The organism is Formosa algae (assembly GCF_001439665.1).
Classification (GTDB): domain Bacteria; phylum Bacteroidota; class Bacteroidia; order Flavobacteriales; family Flavobacteriaceae; genus Formosa; species Formosa algae.
The window spans coordinates 26,020-42,917 of record NZ_LMAK01000007.1 but is presented as its reverse complement, the minus strand read 5'-3'; the positions used below and the strand labels follow the sequence as shown (position 1 = coordinate 42,917).

Below are 16,898 nucleotides of genomic sequence, written 5' to 3'. Positions count from 1 at the left end.
ACCTTTAAATACTTTGTTTGGTTATTTCGTATAAAATAATATTTGTGGCCTGAACAACATTCATGCTGCTGTTTTGACCAAACATATCTATATGCACCACAAGATCGGATGCTTTTAATAACGCTTCTGAAACGCCAAAGTTTTCATCTCCAATAAGTAAAGCTATGGGCTGATGACTTGAAAATTTGGCCTCGCGAAGTGAAATACTAGAGTCTGTAATTTCTAAAGCTATAATTTGATAGCCTTTAGATTTTAATTCAGCAATTACTTCAGAAGTATCTGCTTTTACCTCAAACGGAACAACTTTTTCTGTAGCGCGAGATGTTTTGGTCATTTTTCTGCCAAGCGGAATATAAGATCCGCAAAGGATTAATTTTTCTACTCCAAATGCATCTGCAGTTCTAAATAAACTTCCAATATTTGGCGCATTTGTAACATGATCGCAAACTAAGGTAATCGGAAATGTTTTCTTACTGAAATTCGTATTATAATGATTGAGTTGAGCCATCTAAATTTTAGTGATTGAAAACGTAATATATAATATTTGCCCCCATTTTAAGTGCTTTTTCACGCACATCTTCAGGGTCGTTATGTACTTCTGGATCTTCCCAACCATCGCCTAAATCACTTTCAAAAGTAAAGAGTACTATCATTCTACCTTCATAAAACAGTGCAAAAGCTTGTGGGCGTTTTCCATCATGTTCATGAATTTTTGGTAAACCTTCAGGAAAAAGATTAGGTGTTTGAAATATCTCGTGAGAGGCAGGAAGTTCTACTAAATCTTGCTTTGGAAAAACAGCTTTAAGTGCTTTTGTAATGTAGGGTTTTAATCCATAATTATCGTCTATATGAAGAAAACCCCCAGAAATTAAATAGTTCCTTAGATTCTCTTTATCTGCGTCATCAAAAAACACATTTCCATGTCCCGTCATATGTACAAAAGGGAATTGAAAGATGTCTGGGCTAGAAGTTTCCACAGATTGAACATCTGTATTAATTCTAGTATTTATATGGGTATTGCAATATTTAACTAAATTAGGGATAGACGTTGGGTTTCCGTACCAATCGCCACCACCTTTATAGTGTAACACAGCAACGTCTTGTGCAGATATAGATGTTGTTGTAATTACGAAGGATAAAACCCAAAACCATTTCATAGTTACTTATTCGTTTATTAAGGCTGCAGTATGGCAAGCTACTATTGCAGCTGTTTCTGTACGCAATCTAGTGTGTCCCAAAGTTACAGGAATGAAATTGTTTTTAAGAGCCAATTCAATTTCTTTTATACTAAAATCGCCTTCAGGTCCAATTAAAATAGTCAGATTTGTTTTTGGTTGTATTAACTGTTTTAACGATTTTTTATCTGTTTCTTCACAATGTGCGATAAAACAATCCCCTGTGAGTTCCTGTTCTATAAACGTTTTAAAAGAAACGGGTGCGTTTAAAACAGGCAAATAATAATGTAAAGATTGTTTCATGGCCGCTTGTAAAATTTTTTCGTAACGATCTAATTTTACCACTTTGCGTTCACTGTGATCGCAAATAATAGGGGTAATGCTATCTATACCTATTTCTGTAGCCTTTTCTAAAAACCACTCGTAGCGGTCGTTCATTTTTGTTGGAGCAACCGCTAGATGTATGTTATAATTTCTGGCGTCCTGAAATGTTTTATCTGTTATGGTTGCTAGGCAATTTTTTATGTCTGCTAAATTTAATTGAGCAGTAAATAACCAACCTTTTCCATTAGTAACGTACAAAGTATCTCCGCTACTTTTCCGTAACACTTTAACTAAATGTCTGCTTTCTTCTCTAGAAAAAGCAAGTTGAGTAGTGTGTGCTGTAAGGTCTGGGTTGTAAAATAATTGCATAGTTTAAATGGCTTCGGTAATCTTTAAAACCTCGATTTCTTCAATAGGTTTTGGCTCTTCAGTTTTTAAAATAATGTAGTGCCAATTTTTTTCAGGGATATCGACAGTAAAAAGTTTATTTAAATAATGATTTTTATTATTTCTAATCAATTCATCTTCAACTTCAACAGGCATTTTACCTTCAATAAACCATCCGGTATCGCCACCTCTAGAAGCATTAATATCCATAGAGTAACGTTTAATTAAATTACTAAAATCTACACCTTGATTAAATTTAGAGTGAATGGTCTGTTTTAATCGTTTTAGATCTGCTTCGCTAATATCATCACTATTTATAAAAATATAACTTGCACGATAATACGTGGTTTCGTGCTTGTTTAATACTTTATATGTTGTTTTATTATATTCGCTTTCGTAGACTTTAGAGCGGCCAATTGGCATCTCAAAAAGTTCTTTCGTTAAAGTTGTATTGTGTTTTTCTTTATTGAAAACAAAATATTTCCCTTTAAGTTCTTTGTGTTCTTTAATAAACATTTTGGCTTGTTCTTCAGAGGTAATCTGTTCTAAAGCCTTGTCTATAGATTTTTGGGCATAGCATAATACAGAGCTCATAACAGCTCCTGTAAGAAGTAGGTTTCTTAACATAGGGTAGGTTAATAATTGGGGTTAAAATTGATTTGTGTTTGGACTACAATTATACTACATTTTTGTTAAAAATAAAGGGCTTTTATTAGATTTTTAAGCGTGCAGAAGCAGTGATGTTAGATTCAGAAAAATCTTGATCTAAATATTTTAAATACCCAACAATGGCAATCATCGCTGCATTATCTGTGGTAAATTCAAATTTTGGAACATAAGTGGTCCATCCAAATTTTTGTTCCCCATCTTTAAGTGCTTTTCTAATACCTGAATTTGCAGAAACACCACCACCAATAGCAATGTGCTTAATGCCGGTTTCTTTGGTTGCTAATTTTAATTTGTCAATCAAAATACCAATGATGGTATATTGAATAGACGCACAAATATCGTTTAAATGCTCATCTATAAAATTAGGATTTGCCTTTGTCTCTTTTTGAATAAAATATAAAATGGCCGTTTTTAAGCCTGAAAAACTAAAGTTTAATCCATCTACTTTAGGTTTGGTAAATTTAAAAGCTTTCGGATTTCCTAATTGCGCACGTTTGTCTATTTCTGGACCTGCAGGATACCCTAAACCTAAAATTTTTCCGCTTTTATCATACGCTTCACCAACAGCATCGTCTATGGTTTCGCCTATAACTTCCATGTCAAAATAATGCTTCACTTTTACAATTTGTGTATGTCCGCCAGAAATAGTCATGGCTAAAAAGGGAAACGGAGGTTTGTTGTAGCCTTCAACATCTATAAAATGAGCAAGAATATGACCTTGCATATGGTTAACATCTATTAAAGGAATGTCTAAACCGTAAGCTAAAGATTTGGCAAAAGAAGTTCCTACAAGCAGAGAGCCCATTAGTCCTGGTCCCCGGGTAAAGGCAATAGCATGTAATTGCTCTTTAGTAATGTTTGCTTTTGCTAATGCTTGATGCACAACAGGAACAATATTTTGTTGGTGTGCTCTTGATGCTAATTCTGGAACTACACCACCAAATTCTTCGTGTATACTCTGATTTGCAACAATATTGCTTAGTATTTTACCGTTGTGTATTACCGAAGCAGCGGTATCGTCGCAAGAGGATTCAATTCCTAAAATGTAAATATTTTCTGAATGCATTAGAATGTATTAGAAGTATTGTTATTTTTGGTTCAAAGTTATAACTTTAATACGTATCAAAAAATTTTTAAAAATACTATCTAAACTGGTGGCTATAATTTTGCTACTGTTTATTATTTTAATTGTGATTTTGGCCATTCCTGGTGTACAAACACGATTGGGGAAATATGCGACATCCAGATTAAACGAAACCTATCATACCAATATAAATATTGGTGCAGTAGGGCTTCATTTTAATGGCGATGTTCAAATTAAAAATGTCTATATAGAAGATTATAAGCAAGATACCTTAATTAATGCCAAACTACTAGAAACTCACATTGTAAACTTTAGGAATTTATACAATGGTAGGTTGGTGTTTTCAGACATTACAGCAACGGGATTAGACTTTTATATTAAAACTTATAAAGGAGAAACAGAGACCAATTTAGATGTTTTTGTCGCTAAATTTGATGAAGATCATAACGACAATACACCTAGTAATTTCTTATTGTCTTCTAGCGATGTCTCCATATACGACGGACGATTTAGATTTGTAAATGAAAATTTAGAGTCTCCAGAAGTTATGCGGTTTAACGAGCTTACCATTAATGCCTCTAACTTCCTAATTCATGGGCCTAATGTGTCTTCCCGTATAAATACTTTAGAGTTTACAGATAGTCACGGACTACATGTAGACAATATGAGTACGAATTTTGCTTATACTTTACATGATATTACGTTTGCTAACTTAGATTTAAAAACGGCAGAATCTACTTTAAAAGGCGATGTTAAGTTTGAATTTGAAAGAGAAGATTTGAGTTCTTTTACAGATAAAGTACAGGTTAACGCTAATATTACTTCAGCAGATTTAGCCTTAAGCGATCTTAATTATTTTTATGATGAATTTGGTGTTAATCAACGTGCAGATTTTTCAGTCTTACTAACGGGAACTCTAAACGATCTAAATCTGAGTGCGTTAAATTTAACAACCAATCGGGGATCCAGAATTATAGGCGATATTAACTTTAAAAACTTGTTTAATAGAAGCGATAATACGTTTTATATGCAAGGACGTTTTAATAGATTGTCTTCTACATACAAAGATTTAATTACTTTACTACCTAACCTTTTGGGGCAAACCATCCCTTCTAATTTCGATAGGTTTGGAAACTTTAATATTACAGGAACTACAGAATTAACAACATCTAAAATAAATGCTGATTTACGTATAAATACATCTTTAGGTTTAATAGAGTCTGATTTGGTTTTAACTAACATAGATAATATTGATAAAGCCACCTACAAAGGAAATATTGTAGTCACAGATTTTGATTTAGGAACGTATTTAGAAAATTCCAATTTCAATAAAACGTCATTAGACATCGATGTAGATGGAAGTGGTTTTAAAGAAGAAAATGTAAATACAAAGGTAAATGGTGAAATATTTTATATGGATTTCAATAACTATTCATATAAAGATATTGATGTGTTAGGGAATTTTAAAAGTAGTGTTTACAACGGAAACTTAGTAAGTAACGATCCTAATTTTAAATTAGAGTTTAATGGTATAGCCGATTTTTCTAAACAAACGAATAAGGTTGATTTTGTGGCAGATGTAAAGTATGCCGATTTAAGATTATTAAACTTTGTAAAAAACGACACCTTATCTTTATTTAAAGGTGTCGTAGAAATAAATGCCATTGGTACCACGATTAACGATGTAGAAGGTCTTTTTGCCATTACAAATGCTAATTATCAAAATGAACACGATAATTATGTGTTCGACGATTTTACGTTAACCTCTGTTTTTAGAGACTCTATTCGGTATGTTTCTGTAAATTCTCCAGATATTATTGAAGGAGAAATGAATGGAAACTTTAGATTTAGAGATGTTGGAATCATGTTTGAAAATGCCATAGGAAGTATTTACAGAAACTTTGATCCTGTTAACGTTCCAGAAAACCAATTTTTAGATTTCAACTTTACCATCTATAATAAAATTGTAGAAGTCTTTTATCCTAATGTTAAACTAGGAAAAAATACCTTTGTAAAAGGACATGTACAAAGTAACGACCAGTTATTCAATCTGATGTTTAGGTCGCCAGAAATTAGACTCTTCGATTATTTTGCTAGCGATATCTCTATAGATGTCGATAATAACAACCCGTTATTTAACACCTTTATAGAAGTAGACAGTATTAAAACTAAATTTTATAGTCTATCTCGATTTAATTTAGTGAATAAAACCATAAACGATACCTTGTTTATGCGTTCAGAATTTCAAGGAGGCGTGCGAGATAACGATGTTTTTAATTTAAACTTTTACCACACTATAAATACAGAAAACAATTCTGTGTTTGGTTTTAAAAAGTCTGATGTTACCTTTAAAAACAGTACGTGGTTGGTTAATGAATCTAGAGATACATTAAATAAAATTGAAATTTCTAAAGGTTTTGAAGAAATAAATATCGATAAGTTGGTTATGTCTCTAGACGATGAAGAAATTTCATTATCTGGGTTTTTAAAAGATTCTACACAAAAAGATTTAAAACTGAATTTTAAAAATGTCGATTTAGCAAAAGTATCTCCTGAATTGGATAGTTTAGAATTGGGAGGTATACTAAATGGTAAAATAGATGTATTTCAGCAAAACGGACAATACTTACCAAGTGCAGATGTAACTATAGATTCCTTAAGTGTCAATGCATTTAAACTCGGCTCGTTTAGCGGGAATATTACAGGAAACGAGAACCTAACACGTTTTTATGTGAACTCTAAAATTAAAAACGATATTCATAATTCGTTTTTAGCCATTGGTTATATTGATGCTATAAATAATGAAACGTATTTGGATATCGATTTAAAATTCGACGATTTTAACTTAAAACCCTTTAGTCCGTTAGGAAAAGATGTTATAAGTGATATTAGAGGATTTGTGTCTGGAAACGCTAAGGTTATAGGGAATTCTAAAAAACCGGCTATAGAAGGCGATTTACGCTTGCGTGAAGCCGGCTTGTTAATTCCATTATTAAATACCAATTATAATTTTGCAGACAATTCTCAAGTGATATTAAAAAATCAGGATTTCGTTTTTAATGACATTCAAATTACAGACAATGTTTATAATACTAAAGGTGTGCTTGGTGGTTTTATCAGGCATAATAATTTTTCGGAATGGGAACTTGGTCTGGATCTTAAAACAGATCGTCTTTTAGTATTAAATACAGACGATTCTGAAGATGCTTTATATTATGGTACAGGTTTTATTGGTGGTAGTGCAACCATTTATGGGCCAACAGAAGAATTAGTCATATCTGTAATTGGAGAGACTAAAACGGGAACTATTTTTAAAATCCCAATGAGCGATTCAGAATCGTTTGGAGACAATACATTTATTCATTTTTTAACTCCAGAAGAAAAGCAAGCTAAGTTAGAAGGAAAGGAACTGGCAATAAAAGATATTAGAGGCTTAGAGTTAGATTTCGATTTAGAAGTAAATAATGATGCCGAAATTGAAATTGTAATGGATCGCGATTCCGGAAGTACAATTAAAGGTCATGGAATAGGAGGGTTGTTAATCGAGATTAATACCAATGGCAAATTTAATATCTATGGTGACTTTTCTGTGTTTAAGGGAGTGTATAATTTTATGTATGGCGGTTTAGTACAAAAAGAGTTTAATGTACAACCCGGAGGAACTTTAGCTTGGGATGGAGATCCGTTAGGAGCCAGAATAAACCTTAAAGCGATTTATACCACACAAGCCAATCCATCGCCGCTTTTAGATAATCCTATCAATCAAAGTATACCGGTAAATGTAGAAATAGAACTAACGGAAAAGTTAGAGCAACCACAAATTAGTTTCGGTTTTGCTTTCCCTACAGTAAATTCTACAGTAAAATCGGAACTTAATTATAGGTTAGAGTCTAAAGAAGATAGAGATAACCAAGCTCTGTACTTATTAACTACAGGATCGTTTTCTAGTGGCTTAACAGGAATAAACCCATATGGTACTTTAACAGAGCGTTTAAATGGTATTGTGAACGGCTTATTTTCAGACAGTGATAATAAATTAAATATCGGACTGAATTACGAATTGGGAGAAAATAATCCGGATTATGAAACCGATGATCGTTTTGGGGTTACACTTCAAACTCAAATTAGCGATCGTGTTATGATTAACGGAAACGTAGATGTCCCGGTTGGTAGTGTTAGTCAAACTGTAATAGCAGGAGATATAGAGGTCAATTTTCTATTAAATGAAGAAGGAACCTTAACTGCAAATGTATTTAATCGCGAAAATAGTATTCAAGACTTTGGAGAAGAGATTGGATACACACAAGGTGTGGGAATTTCTTATAATGTCGATTTTGATACATTTAAAGAATTAATTCAAAAAATTCTTCACGGCGAGACCACTAAAAAATTGGAGGAAAATTCTGAAAAAGAAGCACCAAGTTCTAACGCAACAGAACCAGAGCTGATTTTTGTGAAACCCGAAAATTCAGACGAATAATTCATCTAAATATTCCCATTTAATCAATTAATAAATAAGTTTTTAACTTTATTTCTAATTCAAACGTTATAGTTTCATAGCGGGTGTTAAAAAGTATGTAAAGAGGTTTTGTATATTGATTTTCTTTAGTAAATTAGCTAATAAATCAATGCAAGATGTCAGAAACCATTAAAAAAATAGGTGTTTTAACATCAGGAGGAGATGCTCCTGGAATGAATGCAGGTATTCGTTCAGTTGTTAGAACATGTGCTTTTCATAATATAGAGTGTGTTGGAATTGTTCAGGGATACCAAGGTATGATACGAGGCGAATTTATTCCAATGGATGCACGTAGTGTAAAAGGAATCATCAATAAAGGTGGTACCATTTTAAAAACAGCAAGATCTAAAGATTTTATGACTAAAGAAGGTCGTAAAGTAGCTTACGATCAGCTTAAAAAAGAAGGTGTAGACGCTTTAGTTGTTATTGGAGGAGATGGTAGTTTTACTGGAGCTATGGTTTTTAGTGCAGAGTACGACATGCCTGTTATGGGAATACCTGGAACCATTGATAACGATATTTTTGGAACAACACATACTTTAGGATACGATACGGCTTTAAATACAGTGGTAGAAGTTATCGATAAAATTAGAGATACTGCAAGTTCTCACGACCGTTTATTCTTTGTAGAAGTTATGGGTCGAGATGCTGGGCACATTGCCTTAAATGTTGGTGTCGCTGGTGGGGCTGAAGAAGTTCTAATCCCAGAAGAAAATTTAGGATTAGATAGATTATTAGAATCATTACACAGAAGTAAAGCTTCAGGAAAATCATCAAGTATAGTTGTGGTTGCAGAAGGCGATAAAATTGGTAAAAACGTATTTGAATTAAAGGACTATGTTGATGAGCATATGTCGGAATATGAAGTACGTGTATCTGTTTTAGGGCACATGCAACGTGGAGGTTCACCATCGTGCTTTGACCGAGTATTGGCAAGTCGTATGGGAGTAAAAGCAGTAGAAAGCTTATTAGAAGGTAAATCTAATTTCATGGTGGGGTTATTAAACGATGTCATGTCATTAACACCTTTAGAACAAGCTATAAAAGGTCAATCAAAAATTAACTTAGAATTACTACGTGTGTCAGATATTATGACCACTTAAACATTAAATTTAGAATAAGAATATGTCAAAATTAAAAATTGGAATTAACGGATTTGGTAGAATAGGTAGAATTGCTTTTAGAGTAGCAGTAGCGAGACCTGATATACAAATAGTAGGAATTAATGATTTATTAGATGTAGAGCATTTAGCTTACTTACTTAAATACGATTCTGTACACGGACAATTTGATGGAACAATTGAAACTAAAGATGGAAAATTAGTAGTAAATGGAAACGAAATCAGAATTACTGCAGAACGTAACCCAGAAGATTTAAAATGGGATGCTGTAGAAGCTGAAGTTGTTTTAGATTGTACTGGTATCTTTACTACTTTAGAAAAAGCACAAGCACACATTACTGCTGGAGCTAAGAAAGTTGCAATTTCTGCACCATCTGCAGATGCACCTATGTTTGTAATGGGAGTAAACCACAAAGATGTTACTGCAGCAGATACAATTGTATCTAACGCGTCTTGTACTACAAACTGTTTAGCGCCTTTAGCTAAAGTAATTCACGATAAATTTGGTATCGCAGAAGGATTAATGACTACTGTACACGCTGCAACAGCTACACAATCTACTGTAGATGGTGTATCTAAAAAAGATTACAGATTAGGTCGTGCATCTTTAAACAATATCGTACCTGCTTCAACCGGAGCTGCTAAAGCTGTAGGAAAAGTAATTCCTGAATTAAACGGAATATTAACTGGTATGGCATTTAGAGTACCAACTGTAGATGTATCTGTAGTAGATTTAACTTGTCGTTTAGAAAGACCAGCTCCATGGGCTGAAATTAAAGCAGCTTTAAAAGAAGCTTCTGAAGGAGAATTAAAAGGTATTTTAGGATACACTGAAGAAGGTGTTGTATCTCAAGATTTCGTATCTGAACCAAAAACAAGTACATTCGATGCTAACGCAAGTATGGCATTAAATGATGGCTTTGTAAAATTAGTTTCTTGGTATGATAATGAATTTGGTTATTCAACTAAATTAGTTGACTTAGCACAACATATTGCATCTGTAAAATAATTTGTAAATATTAATAATAACTCCACAGAGTTATTGTGTATCAAGCACAGTATTCTGTGGAGTTTTTTTATCTCAAAACTAACTTATGATTTTAATAGTTGATAGTGGTTCTACAAAATCCGATTGGATGGCAGTAGATAAAAATGGGAACCAACTTCTCGAAAAAATTAGAACAAACGGATTAAACCCAGCAATTCTTTCTGAAAAAAAATTAAGAAAAATTATTAAAGGGAGTAAAGCCTTAAAGCAGCATAAAAAAGAGGTTACTCACGTATTCTTTTATGGCGCTGGTTGTGGAACAGATAAACCAAGAGAACTATTAAAAGGTATTTTAGAAGAGTTTTTTGAAAATGCAGAAATTAGTGTCGATGAAGATACTATGGCTGCTGTGTTTTCTACAATAAATTCGCCAACAGAAGCTGCTGTAGTATGTATCTTAGGAACAGGATCTAACTGTAGCTACTTTGATGGAGAAAAATTACATCAACGCGTTAAATCTCTAGGTTGGAGTTTAATGGATGATGCTAGTGGAAATTACTTCGGTAAACAATTAATAAGAGATTACTATTTTAATAAAATGCCAGAAACTATTCGTGTAGCCATGGCAGATAAATATAATTTAGAAGCAGATTATATTAAATACAACATATATAAGCAACCTAATCCAAATGCATTTTTAGCATCATTTGCAGAGTTTATGTTCTTGAATAAAGATTCAGAATATATACAGAACTTAATTAAGCAAGGGGTAAGATTGTTTGCTACAAATATGATTTTACAATATAAAGAAGAATTAAAAACAGTACCTGTACATTTTGCAGGTTCTATAGCTTATTTTGCAAAAGACGAAATTATGCAAGTAGCAAAAGAGTTAGACTTTACTGTTGGTAATTTTATAAGACGCCCAATTGAAGGTTTAGCGAAATTTCATACAGAGAACATAGAAGAATAATGGAGATAGCAATAATAGCTCACGATGGTAAGAAAGCTGAAATGGTTCAGTTTTTAAACGAGCACCGAGAAGTTTTAGATCAAAAGCAAATTTCTTTAATATCTACAGGAACTACTGGTACAAAAGTAGAGAAAGCTGGATTTAAAGTGACGCCATTTTTATCTGGACCTTTAGGTGGAGATGCTCAAATAGCAGCTCGTGTAGCTGAAGGTTTATGTCATATGGTTTTATTCTTTAGAGATCCTTTAGAGAAACATCCACATGAACCAGATATCTTTATGCTTATGCGAATTTGCGATGTGCACGATGTGCCCTTAGCAACTAATCCTGCTACAGCAAATTTGCTAATTAAAGGCTTATAACATTCAAAAAAAAATCTCTAAAAAGAGGTTTTTTTTTGCATTAATCTAAATCACTTTTTTTATTAATCGCTTGTAATATACCACATGCTATGTTTAGACATCAAGGTAAAAGTCGGACATTAAAACACAATTTACGTATTGCAACCATATTGTCTTTTGTTGCAGGCGTTGTTAATGTTTCTGGGTATTTGGCTTATAAGCAATTAACAACCAATGTTACTGGCCACTTTGCATTATTTATTAATGATGTTGAAAATTTTGAATTTTGGAAAGGCACCGTATATTTTCTTTATATTTTTTCTTTTCTATTCGGATCTTTTGTATCCAGTGTTTTAATCGAAAAATTTAAAGCAAACAGACAGCTAAATGTATTTGTATTGCCTACAATTTTGGAATCTATAATTCTAATTTCTATTGGCCTGTTAAGTAATTTTCTCGTCTTTAACTACCCCGACTTAATTATTTGTTTACTTCTTTTTGCAATGGGCATTCAAAATTCTTTTGTAACTAAAATCTCTAACGCTGTAGTAAGAACAACACATTTAACGGGACTGTTTACAGATTTAGGTATCGATATTTCTCAATTATTTTTCCCCAAATTACATCATAATAGAGAGAAATTAAAGTCGAATATTAAACTTCGAATATTTATAATTTTGTTCTTTTTCTCGGGTGGATTTGTAGGAGGCTTTTTGTATTCAGAGCTAAATATTAAATTAAATACTTTAGTTTTTGCGGCTCTTATTTTATTATTGAGTTTGTTTTTTGACGATTTTAGATTTAAGATTATCAAAACAAAACGGAAATACACACGGCGTACAATTGTAAAACCTTCTTAATGTGTAATCTATTTCAAACCCTGTTTTTGTTTACTTTCGCTTAGAAATTAATTCTTAAAGCGTGTAATTGTAAGTATTTGAAATTACTGGACAATTTAGTAATTTAGTAATGCGTTTAAAAAACTTTTAAACAGTAATAAAATATGGACTTGAAAGTTATAGAGGCTCACAAAAACGAATACACCATTTCTACAGATATAAATAAACTAGACATTTCTAGTATTCACGAATTTCTTTCTAATGATACAGATTGGAGTTATAATATTCCTTTAGAGACTTTAACGACGTCTATTACAAACTCCCTTAATTTCGGACTCTACTATCAAGAAAAACAAATAGGATTTGCTAGAGTTATATCAGACTATGCTACAATTGTATATTTAGGAGATGTATATGTGTTACCAGCATATAGAGGAAAGGGGTTGAGTACTTGGTTAATTACAGAAATTATGGCGCATCCCAACCTTCAGGGATTAAGGCGATGGATTTTATTAACAGATACAGCAGATTGGCTCTATAAAAAATTTGGTTTTACATCTTTACCTAAACCAGAAATTTATTTAGAAAAGCATAACCCCAAAGTGTACTTAAAAAATAAATAATTTTAAACTCATTAAGTACGTTGTTTGCTCGCTAATCAATGCTTTTGCATGCAATATATTTTATAAGATTTCTCCGTTTTCAAATAATTATACGATTTATAAACAAAACTAACATGAAAAAAATAGTATTACTCGGCTTTATACTTTTAAGTTTAACGCACTGTAAACACGTGCAAGTGAACATTCCAGTAGATTTTGTGGAAACAAAAATCCCAGTCGCATTTTCCGAAGATTGGGCCATTCTTAATCATTCTCCAAATGACTTCAGAGTTAATAATGTTAATAACGAGCTCACTATCGAAAAAATTAAAGCACGTAATAATACCGAATTGCAATTAGATCAAGGTACTTTAATTGGCGAAAGTAAAGGTGAATGGAATGGTAAACTAATCTTTAAGTCAAATACTAAAGACAATAAAGAGATAGAGATTAAGAAGGGGAATATTAAATTCTTATTTAAATTTAAAGGAAAAATCTATTTTATAGAAGCCCTTTCACATTTAACTTATACTGGAGGCGCAATTTATGAACTGAAACAAGATGGCAATCAATTTACTTATGAAAAACGTTTGGAGTTCAAAGATTCTCCAGAAGCTTTTACAGTACATGATGATGTGTTTTTAATTGCAACTCATCAAAATTTTTATGTGGTTGAAGATTTTAAATCAAAATTAATTTTTAAGAACACATTTTGGTCAAGTTTATATCCTAATTCTCTTGCCGTTTTTGATAACGAACATGTAATTATGGGGATAAGAGGAGGTATTGTAAAGTTAAATTTAATCGATAAAGACATGACATTCTACAAATACACGGAATAATGTAAACACGGGGTTTAAGTGCTTGATTTCAACCTTATTTGTAGCATTTTTATACTATTATTTCAAAAATCATTATATTTAAATATAAGAATGCTCATTTAAACCCCAGTTAAGTATGCAAATCACCGAATTAATTCCTACAGAAAATTTATTATTCACACATACTATTTCAGCTGGTCTTCTTTTAATATTAGTTGGGCTTATATTGTATAAATTTCCTCCTAAAAAAATTAATATAATTTACGGTTATAAAACGGTTCGATCTATGAAGTCTAAAGCACGTTGGGATTTTGCTCAAATCTATTCAGCCAAACAACTCATAAAATTTGGAGCTGTGTTAGCGTGTTTAAGTTTTGTAGGATTAATTTATCATCCTAACCAAAATACTGCACAACTTGTGAGTGCTGCATTAATACTTGCTGTCGTTATTTTAGCAATTTATAATGTAGAGCGCGCATTAGAGCGCAAATTCAAATCGCAGTAGTCTCCTAGTCTTAACGCGTGTAGCAAGTGGTCACAATCACACCAGGACTCTGTTTTGGAGTTACTCTTAGTAATTCTGTTATATTGCTTGGCTTAAAATAAAACGGAGGTGCTAGAACATTTACACCACTTTTCTTTTTTAGTCTAATACCTTGGCCAGAAATAATATCTACATTAGGTGTAATATCTCCTTCAGGAATATGTTCTGTAATTATTACGTACTTAAATGCCGTTAGTTTTTTTAAGATATGTTGTATCTCTTTATTAGATAGATGTTGTAAAACTTGTCTTAAAATAGCACAATCTCCAGAAGGTAGAGTGTCTACAGCAATATCCAAACATTGAAATTCTAAGTTGGTATACGTAGTAAATGTTTTTGTGTTATAAGCAATAAGATCTGTCACAATATCTGCAGCAATATAATGTGCGGTATGTATAACTAAATGTTTGCCTACATTAAAATCGCCACAACCTAAATCGCAAACAGTAATAGGCGTAGGGAAGTGTTTTAAAAAAGAAATTATTGCATTGGTATAGGGAATAACAAGTTCAGGATCGTGAGAGCCTTCTCCAGAATAAAACTCAGTTTGATTATCGCCCCAAAGTTTCATGTCGTAAACTTGTTCCATAGCAGCCTTAGTGGGCCAAGGTGTTTTTAATTTATGCGTCATGTTTACAATATTAGTTAAATGTTAAATATGTTTTATAAAGGATTATCATTTTAAATTGAAGTTATATTATTACATTTTAAATTTCTTTAAAATAAAAACATGTATTTTTAGTGTGCTCAAAACCTCAAAATGAAAAACCTACCTTATCTTTTATTCTTTTTAGTTGCTCAAATTTATGCTCAAAAAATTGACTTAAATATTGGGGAAGTGTCTGCCGATGATTATTTTGAAACTATCGCTTTTGAATTCCAAACCGAAAAAATAATTGTTCCCGTAGAGATTGAAGGGGTAACCTATAATTTTATTTTAGATACTGGAGCGCCAAATATAATTTCTAAAGAAATTCATGATTTAATTTCTCCAAAATTATTAAACACAATCCCCATTACAGACGCAAGCGGTATAAAAGAAAATCTAGATGTAGTATCTGTAAAATCTTTAAAATTTGCGAATGTAGTTTTTGAAAATACGGCGACTTTAGTATTCGATAAAACTAAAAATCCTGTTTTTGAATGCTTTGGTGTAGATGGTTTTATAGGGAGTAATATGTTAAGAAATTCGATTGTACAGATTGATGTTCTACAGAAAAAAATTCGCTTAACCAACAATCGAAAATTGTTAGATCTAGACAAGAAGAATTCGAGTAAAATAAAGCTTTTTGGTACACAAAGTAGCCCGTATGTTTGGGTGAAATTGAAAGGTGAAAAACGCGGAAAAGAACAAGTGTTGATTGATACAGGGGCAAGCGGATTATACGATATTTCAAAAAGTAATTACAATAAGTTTTCCGATCAATCTATTTTTAATGCCTTGGGTGAAAGTGAGGGAGCATCAGCAATTAGCTTATTTGGCGACGTTCCAGTAGAAACACATTACAGATTACATTTACCAACATTAGAGGTGAATGACCATGATTTTAATAACGTAATCACCATTACAACAAACGATCGCAACTCTAGAATAGGCTCGGAATTATTGAAATATGGTGTTATGACTATAGATTTTTTAAACAAACGTTTTTATTATAAGGCAGAACATAATCCTATAAATGTAGAAGTAGCAGAATACGGCTTTAGTAAAACATTAAAAGATAATAAGTTGGTTGTTGGTTTTGTATGGGATGAAGAATTGCATAAAGTTTTGAATTACGGCGACGAAATTCTGCAAATAAACAATACCGATATAGTATTGTGTGATATAATTAATAAATCAACAGAAGAGGACTTAAACCCTTTTATGGAACTAAAAATTAAACCACTTAAAGGTGATGTGTTCGATATTACCGTAGAAAAGCATCTGCTAACCAAAAGTAAATTACTCACTTTAACACATCCCTAATGAACAGAATTATTACCATTCTATTAACGTGTATAGCGGTAATTAAAGTTGCTTATAGCTTTGTAGATCATCATGAGACAGCTCGTATTTTAGGTTTCGAAATGAATATCTGGATGTATCGACTAATTTGGACATTTATTAGTATTGGATTTGGTTATAGTGCTTGGAAAGCAAAACAAAATATAAAAGAATAAGATGATTTTGGAAGTTGCCATTTTAAATGTAAAGCCTGGTCTAAACACACAATTCCAGAGCGATTTCGAATTAGCAGGTCAGTATATTAGTAGTATAAAAGGTTATGTTAGTCATACCTTGAAACAATGTCTAGAAGATAATCATAAATACATTTTACTAGTGAATTGGGAAACGGCAGACGATCATCGTATAGGGTTCCGAACGTCAGAAGCTTATTTAAAATGGAAAGCTTTGTTACATCATTATTACGATCCGTTTCCAACTGTAGAACACTATAAAACGATAATTTAATACGAATTAAAGCTTAAGATATGTAAAATAGTATTTCATTTCCTACGCACTATATT

General features: G+C 32.2%; 18 protein-coding genes. 12 read left to right on the top strand and 6 right to left on the bottom strand.

Translation table 11 applies throughout. From position 1 onward, the window contains the following. Positions 1-4: 4 nt before the first annotated feature. The 5 genes from AST99_RS02240 to tsaD form a co-directional block, all read right to left on the bottom strand. Positions 5-508: a TrmH family RNA methyltransferase gene (locus tag AST99_RS02240; RefSeq protein ID WP_057778690.1), complete on the bottom strand. Its 504-nt coding sequence runs from the start codon at positions 506-508 to the stop codon at positions 5-7. 7 nt (positions 509-515) lie between these two features. Further along, on the bottom strand, positions 516-1,157 hold the full coding sequence (locus tag AST99_RS02235; RefSeq protein WP_057778688.1) for a DUF4159 domain-containing protein: 642 nt from the start codon (positions 1,155-1,157) through the stop codon (positions 516-518). A gap of 6 nt (positions 1,158-1,163) precedes the next feature. Next, complete coding sequence (locus tag AST99_RS02230; protein ID WP_057778685.1) at positions 1,164-1,868, bottom strand: 16S rRNA (uracil(1498)-N(3))-methyltransferase; 705 nt, start codon at positions 1,866-1,868, stop codon at positions 1,164-1,166. Between the two features lie 3 nt (positions 1,869-1,871). Further along, complete coding sequence (locus AST99_RS02225) at positions 1,872-2,513, bottom strand: peptidylprolyl isomerase (protein WP_057778683.1); 642 nt, start codon at positions 2,511-2,513, stop codon at positions 1,872-1,874. An 85-nt stretch (positions 2,514-2,598) separates the two neighbouring features. Beyond that, the gene (tsaD, locus tag AST99_RS02220; protein WP_057778681.1) at positions 2,599-3,621 is read right to left on the bottom strand and encodes a tRNA (adenosine(37)-N6)-threonylcarbamoyltransferase complex transferase subunit TsaD; all 1,023 of its coding nucleotides are present in this window, start codon (positions 3,619-3,621) and stop codon (positions 2,599-2,601) included. Positions 3,622-3,721: 100 nt separating this feature from the next. Here tsaD and AST99_RS02215 point away from each other — a divergent pair, with 100 nt between their 5' ends. The 9 genes from AST99_RS02215 to AST99_RS02175 all read left to right on the top strand — a co-directional run bounded on the left by AST99_RS02215 (position 3,722) and on the right by AST99_RS02175 (position 14,348). Continuing rightward, complete coding sequence (locus AST99_RS02215; protein WP_232301566.1) at positions 3,722-8,119, top strand: translocation/assembly module TamB domain-containing protein; 4,398 nt, start codon at positions 3,722-3,724, stop codon at positions 8,117-8,119. Positions 8,120-8,274: 155 nt separating this feature from the next. Next, complete coding sequence (gene pfkA, locus AST99_RS02210; RefSeq protein ID WP_057778679.1) at positions 8,275-9,261, top strand: 6-phosphofructokinase; 987 nt, start codon at positions 8,275-8,277, stop codon at positions 9,259-9,261. Between the two features lie 22 nt (positions 9,262-9,283). Beyond that, the gene (gap, locus tag AST99_RS02205; protein ID WP_057778677.1) at positions 9,284-10,288 is read left to right on the top strand and encodes a type I glyceraldehyde-3-phosphate dehydrogenase; all 1,005 of its coding nucleotides are present in this window, start codon (positions 9,284-9,286) and stop codon (positions 10,286-10,288) included. Between the two features lie 85 nt (positions 10,289-10,373). Next, complete coding sequence (locus AST99_RS02200) at positions 10,374-11,240, top strand: N-acetylglucosamine kinase (protein ID WP_057778675.1); 867 nt, start codon at positions 10,374-10,376, stop codon at positions 11,238-11,240. Next, positions 11,240-11,602: a methylglyoxal synthase gene (locus AST99_RS02195; protein ID WP_057778673.1), complete on the top strand. Its 363-nt coding sequence runs from the start codon at positions 11,240-11,242 to the stop codon at positions 11,600-11,602. The genes AST99_RS02200 and AST99_RS02195 overlap by 1 nt, the downstream gene beginning before the upstream one ends. Before the next feature lie 89 nt (positions 11,603-11,691). Beyond that, positions 11,692-12,441 (top strand): YoaK family protein, encoded by a 750-nt coding sequence (locus AST99_RS02190; protein WP_057778671.1) that lies wholly within the window; start codon positions 11,692-11,694, stop codon positions 12,439-12,441. Positions 12,442-12,584: 143 nt separating this feature from the next. Further along, positions 12,585-13,043, top strand: a complete 459-nt coding sequence (locus tag AST99_RS02185) for a GNAT family N-acetyltransferase (RefSeq protein WP_232301565.1) — start codon at positions 12,585-12,587, stop codon at positions 13,041-13,043. Positions 13,044-13,156: 113 nt separating this feature from the next. Next, positions 13,157-13,864: a hypothetical protein gene (locus tag AST99_RS02180; protein WP_057778669.1), complete on the top strand. Its 708-nt coding sequence runs from the start codon at positions 13,157-13,159 to the stop codon at positions 13,862-13,864. A gap of 115 nt (positions 13,865-13,979) precedes the next feature. Continuing rightward, on the top strand, positions 13,980-14,348 hold the full coding sequence (locus AST99_RS02175; RefSeq protein WP_069727782.1) for an SdpI family protein: 369 nt from the start codon (positions 13,980-13,982) through the stop codon (positions 14,346-14,348). 10 nt (positions 14,349-14,358) lie between these two features. Here the strand turns inward: AST99_RS02175 and AST99_RS02170 are convergent, their stop codons facing one another. Then, on the bottom strand, positions 14,359-15,018 hold the full coding sequence (locus tag AST99_RS02170) for a class I SAM-dependent methyltransferase (RefSeq protein WP_057778667.1): 660 nt from the start codon (positions 15,016-15,018) through the stop codon (positions 14,359-14,361). A 129-nt stretch (positions 15,019-15,147) separates the two neighbouring features. On the opposite strand from AST99_RS02170, the gene AST99_RS02165 reads away from it, so the two are divergent. From AST99_RS02165 to AST99_RS02155, 3 genes are read left to right on the top strand one after another with little or no spacing between them, the layout of a single operon-like run. Beyond that, positions 15,148-16,356 carry a retropepsin-like aspartic protease gene (locus AST99_RS02165; RefSeq protein ID WP_057778665.1) on the top strand — a complete coding sequence of 403 codons (1,209 nt, stop codon included), beginning with the start codon at positions 15,148-15,150 and terminating at the stop codon, positions 16,354-16,356. Next, positions 16,356-16,550 (top strand): hypothetical protein, encoded by a 195-nt coding sequence (locus AST99_RS02160; protein ID WP_057778664.1) that lies wholly within the window; start codon positions 16,356-16,358, stop codon positions 16,548-16,550. Before AST99_RS02165 ends, AST99_RS02160 begins: the two co-directional genes overlap by 1 nt. 1 nt (position 16,551) lies before the next feature. After that, entirely contained in the window at positions 16,552-16,842 is a 291-nt protein-coding gene (locus tag AST99_RS02155; RefSeq protein ID WP_057778662.1) for an antibiotic biosynthesis monooxygenase family protein, read from the top strand. The last annotated feature ends 56 nt before the right edge of the window (positions 16,843-16,898 follow it).

Coding starts and splice junctions, on each gene's coding strand:
- AST99_RS02160 (WP_057778664.1), top strand. CDS start 16,356: ATGAACAGAATTATTACCATTCTATTAACGTGTATAGCGGTAATTAAA.
- AST99_RS02240 (WP_057778690.1), bottom strand. CDS start 508: ATGGCTCAACTCAATCATTATAATACGAATTTCAGTAAGAAAACATTT.
- AST99_RS02235 (WP_057778688.1), bottom strand. CDS start 1,157: ATGAAATGGTTTTGGGTTTTATCCTTCGTAATTACAACAACATCTATA.
- AST99_RS02180 (WP_057778669.1), top strand. CDS start 13,157: ATGAAAAAAATAGTATTACTCGGCTTTATACTTTTAAGTTTAACGCAC.
- AST99_RS02170 (WP_057778667.1), bottom strand. CDS start 15,018: ATGACGCATAAATTAAAAACACCTTGGCCCACTAAGGCTGCTATGGAA.
- AST99_RS02155 (WP_057778662.1), top strand. CDS start 16,552: ATGATTTTGGAAGTTGCCATTTTAAATGTAAAGCCTGGTCTAAACACA.
- AST99_RS02190 (WP_057778671.1), top strand. CDS start 11,692: ATGTTTAGACATCAAGGTAAAAGTCGGACATTAAAACACAATTTACGT.
- AST99_RS02185 (WP_232301565.1), top strand. CDS start 12,585: ATGGACTTGAAAGTTATAGAGGCTCACAAAAACGAATACACCATTTCT.
- AST99_RS02200 (WP_057778675.1), top strand. CDS start 10,374: ATGATTTTAATAGTTGATAGTGGTTCTACAAAATCCGATTGGATGGCA.
- AST99_RS02175 (WP_069727782.1), top strand. CDS start 13,980: ATGCAAATCACCGAATTAATTCCTACAGAAAATTTATTATTCACACAT.
- AST99_RS02195 (WP_057778673.1), top strand. CDS start 11,240: ATGGAGATAGCAATAATAGCTCACGATGGTAAGAAAGCTGAAATGGTT.
- AST99_RS02165 (WP_057778665.1), top strand. CDS start 15,148: ATGAAAAACCTACCTTATCTTTTATTCTTTTTAGTTGCTCAAATTTAT.
- AST99_RS02230 (WP_057778685.1), bottom strand. CDS start 1,868: ATGCAATTATTTTACAACCCAGACCTTACAGCACACACTACTCAACTT.
- tsaD (WP_057778681.1), bottom strand. CDS start 3,621: ATGCATTCAGAAAATATTTACATTTTAGGAATTGAATCCTCTTGCGAC.
- gap (WP_057778677.1), top strand. CDS start 9,284: ATGTCAAAATTAAAAATTGGAATTAACGGATTTGGTAGAATAGGTAGA.
- AST99_RS02225 (WP_057778683.1), bottom strand. CDS start 2,513: ATGTTAAGAAACCTACTTCTTACAGGAGCTGTTATGAGCTCTGTATTA.
- pfkA (WP_057778679.1), top strand. CDS start 8,275: ATGTCAGAAACCATTAAAAAAATAGGTGTTTTAACATCAGGAGGAGAT.